The following is a 12007-nucleotide window of genomic DNA, read 5'->3' on the forward strand; positions in this document are numbered from 1 at the left end:
TTAAACACCCTGTTTAAAGCCTTTTATCTCTAGCCCATTTTAACAATTTTTCCAATGGCCACGTGTTGATTACATCTTCCTTTTTAACCCAAGCACGCCTGGCTGTACCAATTCCGAGCTCTAAAAATTGAAAGTGACTGGGATGATGGGCATCTGTATCAATGGCGATTTTTACTCCCCTAGCCACGGCTTGCCTAATATAGATATCTTTTAAATCCATCCTATCGGGAAAACAGTCTAGCTCCAAAGCCACATTATTGGCCTTGGCGGCCTTAATTATTCTTTCCATATCCAGTTCATAAGGTTCGCGGCGATTGATTAGCCTACCAGTAGGGTGAAACAAAATATTTAGCAAAGGATGTTCAAACGCCCTAATAATTCTTTTAGTCATTTCTTCTTTTTTCATCTTAAAAGAGGAATGTACAGCCGCGCTGACAATTTCCAACTTAGCTAAAGTAATATCATCAATATCTAAAGTCCCATCTTTGTTAATGTTTACTTCCGCGCTTTTGATAATTTTAAAATTTTTATTTTGTGCATTTAACTTATCAATTTCTTTACACTGCTCGGCCAAACTCTTTTCATTTAAACCATTAGCCATTGCCAAACTTTTGGTGTGGTCGGTAATGGCAATATATTCTAAACCATATTTTTGCGCCGCCCGGGCCATTTCTTTTATAGAGACAGTGCCGTCAGTCCAATTAGTGGTAGTTTGCAAATCACCTTTTAAGGATCCAAAAGGAATAATTTTGGGAAGTTTCCGCTTCTGCGCCGCTTCAATTTCTCCACTATCCCTGCGCAATTCAGGAGCCGGACAATCCATTTCTAACTTTTCATAAATTTCTTCTTCTGTTTTGCAGGCGATATTTTTTGTACCCTTAAACAAACCATACTCATTCAATTTGTATCCTTTTTTTATAGCGATCACTCGCAACTTAACATTATGATTTTTATCTCCGGTAAAATATTGCAAGGCGGCGCCAAAAGACTCGGGTGCAACCACGCGCAAATCCGCGTCCAACCCAATTTTAAGGCGCACTAAAGTTTTGGTTAAGCCCTTAGCATAAACGCTTTGCACCTCTGGCAAATTGGCAAAAACCTCCATTACTTTTTTAGGATGGGTGGAAGTAGCGAGCAAATCTATATCCCCCACAGTTTCTTGGAAGCGTCTAACTGACCCTGCAACCACCACTTTTTTTACTCCACTAACTGCGCTAAGTTTACTTTCAATTTCTCTAACCAAAGGTAAAATATGCCCCAAAGGTACGCGTCCGGTGGATTTTTTTAAAAATTCAATTCCTTTTTTAATATTTTCCTCACTTTTTTGACCAAATCTTTCTAAGTCTGCCACCTTTCCCTGCTGCACTGCTTTTTCTAGATCTATCAAATTCTTCACCCCTAATTTTTCATAAAGTTCCTTAACTTTTTTTGGCCCCAAACCTTCCACCGAAGACAATTCTTCAATATCTACAGGAAAACTTTTACGTAACTTTTCGTATTCGGTGATTTTTTTGGTTTTAATGTATTCTTCAATATGATCGGCCAGACCTTTGCCAACCGCCGGAATTTCTAGTAAAGCCTTAACACCGCCAATGTTATACAAAGCCAAAACGTCTTGGTTTAAATTTTCTAAACTTTCAGCGGCTCGTTCGTGAGCGCGGGGTTTAAAAGCCACGCCTTGAACTTCTAGAATAAAAGCGATGTGGCGAAAAATTTTTGCGATTTCTTGATTTGTATTATTCATATTTTACCCAGCTACTTCCCGCAATAGCAATCGCCAAAGCATCGGCCGCATCATCTGGTTTAGGAATTTCTTTTAAATTAAGCAAGGTTTTGACCATTTTTTGAATCTGTCCTTTTTCCGCCCTACCAAAACCAGTGACAGACTGTTTCACCTGCAAGGGAGTTAGTTCTACTACCGGCAGGCAACACTCCTCAGCCACCAAAATAATAGCACCGCGCGCCTGAGCTACGTTGATGGCGGTTTTTAAATTCTTAAAAAAGAATAATTCTTCCAAAATTAAACTGTCCGGCTGATGTTTTTTTATTATTTCACGCAAAACGCAAGAAATTTCTAAAATACGTTCTCCTATACTTTTGGTTTTAGAAGTTTCCGTAGAACCGTAATCGATCATTTTAATTTTAGAACCAATTGATTCTATCACTCCGTAACCCATCCTGTGGAATCCCGGATCAATACCTAAAATCTTTTTAACTTTACCAGCCATATTTACTTTTATATTTAAGCAACAAGTAAGTAAATTACACCAAAATTATACCATAATTTTTAAATCAAAAAAAACCGCTCCCTTAGGAACGATTTTTCTTTAAGCTTCACTGGTGTAGTAATTTTGAACATCATCTGCCTCATCTAAATCTTCATATAATTTTTCCAATTTACCATGAACTGTTTCATCAACTTCCACAGGCTCTTTAGCCACCCACTCCAAACCTTGATATTCCGGTTTTAAACCCATTTTTTCCAAACCTTCTAATAAATTCTGAAAATTAGGCACTTGAGTATAAATGGTTAAGCCACCATCTTCTTCTTTAATATCCTCAGCTCCCAAATCAATCAATTGTAATTCCAAATTATCATTTTTAGAAACATTCAAACGTACCACTCCAAACCTGGTAAACTGCCACCCCACAGTCCCGCTTTGGCCTAAAACTCCACCATGATCATCTAAAAGTTTACGCAAATCATTAAAAGTGCGATTTTTATTATTAGTCACCGCCTCAATCATAATGCCAACTTTTCCCGGACCCAAAGCTTCATATAAAGCCTCTTCCAAAGCCTCACCCTCGCCAGAAGCCCTGGCCAAAGCGCGATCAATCGTATCTTTGGGCACTCCGGCGGCTTTGGCAGAGTCCAAGGCCATACGCAACTTAAAATTCTTAGCCGGATCTACGCCTTCGCGAGCCGCTACCGCAATACCCCTAATAAACTTGGTAAAAGTAGCGCTTTTTTTAACATCAGCAGAAAATTTTTGATTTTTGATTTTTGACCATTTGGAATGTTTGGACATATTTTTTCTTTAAAAACCCCTCCACATAAGGAGGGGTTTTTATTTTACTTTTTTCTAAACCCGGTACCGGCTGGAATCTGGCGACCAATAATAACATTTTCTTTTAAGCCTTCCAATCTATCCACCTTACCGGTGATAGCCGCATTGATTAATACGCGAGCCGTTTCTTGAAAAGAGGCAGAGGAGAGGAACGAATCGGTAGACAAGGAAACTTTGGTAATGCCCAAAAGTAATTCATCTCCCTCGGCCATCTTGCCGTTGGTTTTTTTAACACGAGTATTTTCGTCCAAAAAGGAAGCGCGTTCCACAATTTCGCCCGGCAATAATTCTGTATCTCCAGATTGAGTAATATAGACTCTAGAAAATAACTGTTTGATGATTACCTCAATATGTTTATCATTCAACTTCTGACCCTGGGAAGAATAAATATCCTGAATTTCATCTTTAATATACTTTTGTACAGCTTCTTTGCCGCGCAACTGATAAAGTAAACTCAAGTCTAAATGCCCATCAGTCAACTGATCGCCCACTCCAACCAAGTCGCCGGTTTTTACCCACAAAACATAACCGCTGGGAATAATGTATTCATTTTCACCTTCCACTTCGCCTATAATTTTAACTTTCTTACCTTCCACCACGGCATTACCGGGCCGAACGGCTTTTATTTCTGTGCCATCCTTTTTAGTAATCAGCAAAGCATTTCCTTTAACCGCGGCGCCATTTTCCACTGCCACCGTATCTCCTTTGCCAACATCATAAACAGATTCGCCAACATCGGCAAATTTAATTTTAATAACTTTTTGACCAAAGCGACCTTCAAAAATCTTTTCCCCGTCAGGCCCTTCTATAATTCTTTTTTCCACCGAAGCAATTTCCACGCGGCCGGCCACATCGGCAATAAAGGCTTTTTTCTTAGGCGGACGAATTTCAAATAATTCTTCCACGCGAGGCAAACCTTGAGTAATATCTTCATCGGAAGCCACGCCACCGGTATGAAAGGTGCGGAGTGTCAGCTGTGTACCAGGTTCACCGATAGATTGGGCGGCAATGATACCTACAGCGGTGCCAAATTCTGCCGGCTGGCTCTTGCCTAAATCATAGCCATAACATTTTTGACAAACGCCCTTGGCTAAGCGGCAATGCAAAACGCTTCTAACTTTTATATCATCCACTTTGGCTTTATCAATTTCTCTAGCCTGCTTTTCATTAACATATTCATCCTTTTTGACAATGGCTTTTTTGGTTTGAGGATTAATCACATCATGCAAAACTACGCGGCCAAAAGCGCGGTTGCCGATTTTTTCACCAATTTCTTCGCTATCTTTAATTGTTAACATCACGCCTTCATCCGATCCGCAATCTTCAGCATGAATAATAATATCTTGAGCCACATCCACCAAGCGGCGAGTCAAATAACCGGCATTGGCGGTTCTAAGAGCCATATCAGTCAAACCTTTTCTGGCACCGTGAGTGGAAATGAAATATTCAATAACATCAAAACCTTCCTTAAAGCTTCCCTTCACCGGCAATTCTATAATTTTACCGGCCGGGTTGGTCACCAAGCCTTTCATACCAATGACCTGGGTAAGCTGTCCCCAAGAACCGCGGGCACCGGATTCAATAATGGAAGAAACGGAGGAGTAAGGATCCAAAGCAGTGCGGCTGATTTTTACCACCTCATCTTTAGTTTTTGTCCAAACTTCAATAATTTTAACATGTCTTTCCTGATCGGTCAGTAAACCTTCCGCGTACTGTCCTTCAATTTCCGCCACTTGTCTATCACCCTCATCAATAATGGCTTTTTTGGCAGTCAGTTTAGGAAAGTCATGCATATTCAAAGAATAACCGGATTTGGTAATGTATTTGTAACCTAAAGTTTTTATTTGATCCAACATTAAAGCGGTTTTTTCAAAACCAAACATTTCCAGAGCGGTCTTTACAATTTCACCTAATTTTTTTACCGGCACAATTTCATTGTAATAAGGCATACCATCGGGCAAAACCTGATTAAATAAAATTCTACCCATGGTGGTCTCAATTAAAGATTTGGTATCTTTGGGAAATTTGCTTAAATCATCAAAGCGCACTAAAATCTTTTGCTGTAATTTAATCTGGCGCAATTTATAGGCCATTTCCGCTTCTCTAATGTTGGTAAAAGATTTTAATTTATCGGCGGTAAGCCTATCATCAAGTGAAGTAAGATAAAACACACCCCAGGCAATATCCTGTTTAGGAGTGACAATGGGGGAACCTGTGGCTGGTTTTAATAAATTTTTAGTGGAAAGCATAATCTCCTTAGCCTCGTATCTAGCTTGTTCGGTTAAGGGAACATGCACAGCCATCTGGTCTCCATCAAAATCCGCATTGAAGGCGGTACAAACCAAAGGATGCAAACGAATAGCCTTGCCTTCCATTAAAATTGGCCTAAAGGCCTGAATACCCAGGCGATGCAAGGTTGGAGCGCGATTCAACAAGACAAAGGTATCTTTAGTGACTTCTTCCAAAATATCCCAAACCTCGTCATGATCGGCTTCCATAAATCTGGAGGCGGAGCGCACATTATGCGCCAAACCTCTTTCAATAATTTTGCTCATGACAAAAGGTTTGAACAATTCCAAAGCCATGCGTTTAGGCAAACCACATTGATCCATATTTAATTCCGGACCTACCACAATAACCGAACGGCCGGAATAATCGGTTCTTTTACCGAGCAAATTTTGTCTAAAGCGGCCTTGTTTGCCTTTTAGAATATCTGCCAAAGATTTTAATTGGCGTCTCTGGCCGGTAGAAGCGGCCACTGTCTTACTTTGCCTCGCGCTATTGTCAATTAAAGCATCCACGGCTTCCTGCAACATTCTTTTTTCATTGCGGCAAATAATTTCCGGGGCGTTTAATTCAATCAATCTTTTTAAACGATTATTACGATTCAAAACTCGGCGATACAAATCATTCAAATCAGAAGTGGCAAAACGACCGCCATCCAAAGCCACCATAGGACGTAAATCCGGTGGAATAACCGGCACAGTGGTCATAATCATCCATTCCGGCCTGATTTTATTACGGAGCATGCTCTTAAAAAGCTTCAAACGCTTAACTAATCTTTCTTGTCTTGCCGGTGGAGCCTCTTTAATTTCCGCAGATAATTCTTCAATGGTTTTTTCCAAATTAATTGTGGCCAGCAAATCCCTTACCGCTTCACCGCCAATACCGGCTTCAAAAATATGACCGTAACGCAAAGACAGTTCCTGATATTCAATTTCTGATAAAACATTTAACGGCTCTATTTTTTTAATTTCCGCTTGAGCAGACAAATAATCGGCTTCTAAAGCGGCTAATTTCCTTTCTTTTTCCTGCAACATTTTTTCTTCTTGCGCCTTGGTGCCGGCCGTATTTTTAATTTTAGCTTGAAATTCATTTTCTATCTGTTTGCGTTTGTTTTTATATTCTTCTTTCAATTTCAAATCGGTTTCTTGTTTTAAATTTTCATCAACAGAAGTAATGATAAAATCCACAAAATAGATAACGCGTTCCAATTTTTGAAGTGAAACATCTAAAACCAATCCTAATTTGGAAGGAGTGGAGCGCAAAAACCAAATATGAGAAGTGGGAGAAACTAACACAATATGTCCCATTCTTTCACGACGCACTGAAGAGTGCGTCACCTCTACGCCGCATTTGTCGCAAATAATTCCTTTATAGCGAATCTTTTTATATTTGCCACAATAGCACTCCCAATCTTTGGTAGGGCCAAAAATTTCTTCGGCAAACAAGCCGCCCTTTTCCGGATTTTGCGTACGGTAGTTAATGGTTTCCGGCTTGGTGACCTCCCCATAAGACCATTCTTTAATAGTCTCGGGTGAAGCCAGTTTTAAACGGATGGCATCAAATTCTAGTAAGGTATCTTTAAACATATTTTTAGATATAGATTTTTATATTTTTAGTTTTTTTCTTCTTGTTTCAGAATTTCTTCCTCCGCACCTTCTTTAACTACATCATATTCAACTTCTTTCTTACCTTCTCTCTTTTTCAACAATTCCACATCTAAACCTAAGCCTTTTAATTCTCTTACTAGAACATTAAAGGATTCGGGAATAGCCAAGCGAGTGATCGGCTCTCCCTTAATAATAGATTCGTAAGCCTTGGCGCGTCCGGCTACGTCATCGGATTTAATGGTCAAAATTTCTTGCAAAGTGGCGGCGGCGCCATAGCCTTCCAAAGCCCACACCTCCATTTCACCAAATCTCTGGCCGCCAAATTGCGCCTTACCGCCAAGAGGCTGTTGAGTAATTAAAGAATAAGGACCAATGGAGCGTTGATGAATTTTGTCTTCCACCATGTGATTAAGCTTTAACATATAAATATAACCAATGGTGCTTTGATGATCAAAGGACTCGCCGGTGCGACCGTCATAAAGCTGAGCCTGACCATCGGGATCATAACCGGCTCGTTTTAATTCCTCAGTAATTTTTTCTTCGGAAATACCGGCTAAAACCGGTGAAGCCACCTTGTATCTGAATTTATTGGCGGCGGAACCTAAAACAGTTTCCATAATCTGTCCCAAATTCATACGGGAAATAATGCCGAGAGGGCTCAAAATAATGTCCACGGGAGTACCATCGGCTAAAAAAGGCATATCGGCCACTGGCACGATTTTGGAAACAATACCTTTATTGCCATGACGGCCCGCCATTTTGTCGCCCACTTGAATTTTTCTCATGTCCGCAATAGAAACTTGAACGGATTTAATAACTCCCGGCGGTAATTTATCGCCGTTTTCCGCAGAGAAAATTTTAACGTCTACTACTGTGCCGTGTTCGCCGTGCTCCAAATATAAAGAGGAGTCGCGTACATCACGAGCTTTTTCGCCAAAAATGGCGCGTAATAATTTTTCTTCAGCGGAAAGTTCGGTTTCACCCTTAGGAGTAATTTTACCAACCAAAATATCACCGGATTTTACTTTGGCGCCAATGCGAATAATACCTTCGGAATCCAAATTTTTTAATTTTTCCTCACTGACATTGGGAATATCCGAGGTAACCAATTCCGGCCCCAGTTTGGTTTCACGCACATCCGTAGTGTAATTTTCAATATGAATGGAAGTGAAACGATCTTTTTGTACCAATCTTTCGGAAATAATAATAGCATCTTCAAAATTGTAGCCGTCCCAAATCATAAAGGCTACCAAAATATTTTGCCCCAAGGCCAACTCACCATCTTGAGAAATAGCCGGACCATCGGTTAAAATATCACCGGCTTTAACACGCTGTCCGCGAGTGACTACGGGATGTTGATTAAAGCAAGTAGAGGCATTAGAACGAACAAATTTATTTAATTGGAAAGTACGCAATCCCCCGCCATCTTCTAAAATCTGAACTTTACCGCCATCCACTTCAGCAATCACGCCATCATTTTCAGCGATAAAAATATGGCCGGAATCCATAGCGGCGCGTTTTTCCATACCTGTACCAACCAACGGTGCTTCGGGAGCAATACAAGGCACGGCCTGACGCTGCATATTAGTACCCATAAGGGCGCGAACAGAATCATCGTGCTCCAAAAAGGGAATGCAAGAAGTGGCCACAGAAACAATTTGGTTAGGAGCCACATCTACATAATCTATAGTGGTAACATCTTCAAAACTAGGTTCGCCGTGCTTTCTAACTTCGGCTTTATCATGTATAAAATAACCTTCTTTATCGCGTAAAGTGTTAGCGGAAGTGGTAGTGCCTTTTTCTTCCATAAAAGCATTAAGCCAAACAATTTCTTTAGTGACGCGTGGTTTTACTTTAACAATTTCTAAATCCAACTTGGCCAAGTCTTTGGCCAAGTCTTTGGTAATTTTTTCATCTTTTTTGCCTACCAGTTTACCTTTGGCATCTAAAACATCTTCCTGTAATTTCTCGCCTTCAGTTAATTTAGAATCGTTTTTAACTTCCCTTAAAACCTTACGGAATGGGGTCTCCATAAAACCAAACTGATTAACTTTGGCGTAAGAGGCTAAGTGAGTGACCAGACCAATGTTAGGGCCTTCCGGAGTGGCGATAGGACAAATTCTGCCGTAGTGGGTGGTATGCACGTCGCGCACATCAAAACCGGCGCGGTCCCTAGACAAACCGCCAGGACCCATGGCCGACAACCTTCTTTTATGTTCCAATTCGGCAAGTGGATTGGTTTGATCCATAAACTGAGAAAGTTGGGAGGACATAAAAAACTCGCGGGTGACACCCATTACCGGACGCGCGTTGATCAGTTTATTGGGAGTCAAAGCCCCCACATCCATAGTACTCATTCTATCTTTGACGATTCTCTCCATTCTGGCCAAACCAACTCTTAAGCGATTTTGTACCAGTTCGCCCACGGCCCTAACGCGACGGTTACCCAAATGGTCAATATCATCCGCTTCTTCCTGTGTAATATTTAAATGAATGATTTCTTTAATGATGGTAGCTAAATCTTCTTTGGTTAAAGTGCGGAACCTTCTGTCGTGAACATCAATTTCTTCTTTAACGGCAAAACGTTGATTAAATTTATAGCGGCCGACAGCGGAAAAATCATAACGATCAAAATTAAAAAACATGGCGTGAATAAGAGAACGCGCGTTATCAGCGGTAGCCAAATCGCCCGGACGGATCCTTTGATAAATGCCAATAAGACCGGAGTCTTCATCTTTAGAAGTGTCTTTGGCCAAGGTGTTTTCTATGAATCTAACTTGCGGGTGAGTATCTACATCTTTAAATAATTTTCTAATTTCTTCATCACTGCCAAAACCAAAAGCGCGGAGCAACATAGTAATAGGGGCTTTGCGCTTTCTATCCACTTTACACCAAATTACATTGTTGGAATCGGTTTCAATTTCCACCCAAGCGCCGCGGTTGGGAATAATTTTGGCACCGTAATAACGATGGCCGCGAAAAATTTCTGAAGTAAAAAAAACACCGGCAGAACGGATAAGCTGGGAAACCACCGCGCGTTCAATACCGTTAATAATAAAGGTGCCGGTTTTGGTCATGACGGGAAAATCACCCATAAAAACTTCCTGCTCTTTGCTTTCACCTGTCCTTTTGTTAGTTAAGCGCGCCTTAACACGCAAGGCCGCTTCATAAGTAATGTTGCGGTTGCGGCAAATAATTTCATCAAATTTGGGTGCATCCAGATAGTATTCACCAAAATATAATTCCAAATCGCGATTGGTAAAATCTTGAATTGGAGAGACCTCGTCAAAAAGTTCCCTCACGCCTGTTTTTAAAAACCAATCATAAGAATCTTTTTGTACGGAAATGAGATTGGGCAAATCCATTACTTCTTCTTGTTCTCTTAAATGAATTCTGGGTTTTAAAATATTGGTGGAGGAAGACATAATTTTTTTATACTTAGTTTTTAATTTTTTATAAAATAATTTTGTAATTGGAAAACCCACAGCCTTAAATACTCTTATATCCGGTTTAATTTTATCCTTATATACTACACTCAAAGCAGAAACAAAAACTCTCCAGATTCATTTTTCTGGAGTTGTACAAACCTCTATTGATTGTTTTTTGAGAAAATTGCAAGGGAAATCATGTAAATGTTCCTTGCGAACAGCCCCTTTCCCCGTTATTCGGGGCTTAGGTCCATTCAAAGATTGAATAGAGTGTACAGCAAAAAAAAACTTTTGTCAAATCTTTTTATTTAACTTTGTCAAGATTTATTTTTTAGCTTAAATTAGCCTAAAAAAATAGATTGTTAATAAAAGTGTCCACCAAAAGTGACTAAAGGTCTTGACAACTGTGGAAAAATGTGCTATACTAATATGTTCTGAAGATGAAGAAGCCAAAACAAGTTCATTAAAACGCTAAAATAAGCCAAAAATCCTTAAAATTAAGGAGGGGAAAGATAACCGATTAAGTAGCCAAGGAGGGCGAGGTAATCGGCGGGATGAAAATAGGGCAATATAGCGAGGTGAATAACTTCGCTTGCCTCTAGGTTCATTCCTTTTCCAGAACACTCTCTATTTATTTAGAGAAAAAACTGGATCATCTATCCTCTTTAATTTTGAGGGTTTTGCATTATTTTTTGCCAAGTTCTCCAAAATTAAGGAGGGGTAGATAAACGACTAAACAAGCCAACAGGCCCAAGATTAGTTGCCGGATTTTTTTTAGGCCAGGGGGGTCAAGACTTCGCTTGAACCTAAAAAATGTCCATTCCTGGATGACTTCCTGCTTGCAGGAATGCGTACCAGACCTTCTATCCTCCTAAATTTTGCAGATCTTACCTCAAAAAGCCGGCCCTTATTTTTATATGGGTCGGCTTTTGTTTTCAAAAAAATTTCCCTCTTCGTCACTAGAAATCCATCTTGAAAATTTGCTGATTTTACTTTATAATAAACTCTAGCCCTTAATAAATTTGTCTTGGGAATCAAGGGGCTGCGGGCAAGCTTCACAAAAACAAATAGGAGTTAGGTCATTAACTTAACTTCCCGCAATAAGGGGGAAGCGAAGTTCCACTAAATTTTCAACGAAATTTAGTGAGACCAAAAAACCACTGTTTGAAAAAAGTGGGGGCGCTGTTCGCAGCCTCTTGAATCACAAAAAATCCCCTTTAAAGGGGATTTTTAATTTGTGGCCGTTTCACCGGTATCAGGACTTGGAGCTGACAAAGGCGCAGATTCTGCGGGAGGATCTTTTGCGGTGGGCGGCGAAGTTTCCGCCACAGGTGTTTGTTCCACAGGTATTGGCGCGGGAGAATTGGAATTTTCATTGGCAACCAAAGGCTCAGTTGGCGGAGAAGTCTCTTGATTATCAGCAGAATCAGCCGAAGGATTGTTGTCCGCATTCGTAGAATTATTTTCATTGCCCAAAGGAGCGGTATTTTCTCCGTCGATTGTTTCTTCCGCAGAAGACAAAGGATCATTGCCCACCGGATCCGTTGAAGAATTATTAGCGGCATCTGGTGAATCCTGAGCGGTAGATCCGCTGTTAGTCTGACCGGAGGCGCTCGTA

The 12007-nt window shown here is 40.4% G+C and carries 5 protein-coding genes and 1 pseudogene; all 6 read right to left on the reverse strand.

The annotated features are described in order from the left end of the window. Positions 1-13 precede the first annotated feature (13 nt). A complete protein-coding gene (locus tag A2294_02515; protein ID OGH85815.1) occupies positions 14-1744 on the reverse strand; it encodes a DNA polymerase III in 1731 nt (576 codons plus the stop codon). Then, a complete protein-coding gene (locus A2294_02520; GenBank protein ID OGH85820.1) occupies positions 1737-2207 on the reverse strand; it encodes a crossover junction endodeoxyribonuclease RuvC in 471 nt (156 codons plus the stop codon). Before A2294_02520 ends, A2294_02515 begins: the two co-directional genes overlap by 8 nt. Before the next feature lie 120 nt (positions 2208-2327). Beyond that, a complete protein-coding gene (locus A2294_02525; protein ID OGH85816.1) occupies positions 2328-3029 on the reverse strand; it encodes a hypothetical protein in 702 nt (233 codons plus the stop codon). A 44-nt stretch (positions 3030-3073) separates the two neighbouring features. Then, positions 3074-6940 carry a DNA-directed RNA polymerase subunit beta' gene (locus A2294_02530; protein ID OGH85817.1) on the reverse strand — a complete coding sequence of 1289 codons (3867 nt, stop codon included), beginning with the start codon at positions 6938-6940 and terminating at the stop codon, positions 3074-3076. A 26-nt stretch (positions 6941-6966) separates the two neighbouring features. Next, positions 6967-10500: a DNA-directed RNA polymerase subunit beta gene (locus tag A2294_02535; GenBank protein OGH85818.1), complete on the reverse strand. Its 3534-nt coding sequence runs from the start codon at positions 10498-10500 to the stop codon at positions 6967-6969. A gap of 1119 nt (positions 10501-11619) precedes the next feature. Beyond that, positions 11620-12007: pseudogene (locus A2294_02540) on the reverse strand (hypothetical protein).

The sequence above is a fragment of the Candidatus Magasanikbacteria bacterium RIFOXYB2_FULL_38_10 genome (assembly GCA_001783145.1).
Taxonomy (GTDB): Bacteria; Patescibacteriota; Patescibacteriia; order Magasanikbacterales; family UBA10003; genus GWC2-40-17.

Bases quoted from the DNA above. Each gene is read 5' to 3' on its own strand.
- A2294_02515 (OGH85815.1), bottom strand. From the start codon at position 1,744: ATGAATAATACAAATCAAGAAATCGCAAAAATTTTTCGCCACATCGCT.
- A2294_02525 (OGH85816.1), bottom strand. From the start codon at position 3,029: ATGTCCAAACATTCCAAATGGTCAAAAATCAAAAATCAAAAATTTTCT.
- A2294_02530 (OGH85817.1), bottom strand. From the start codon at position 6,940: ATGTTTAAAGATACCTTACTAGAATTTGATGCCATCCGTTTAAAACTG.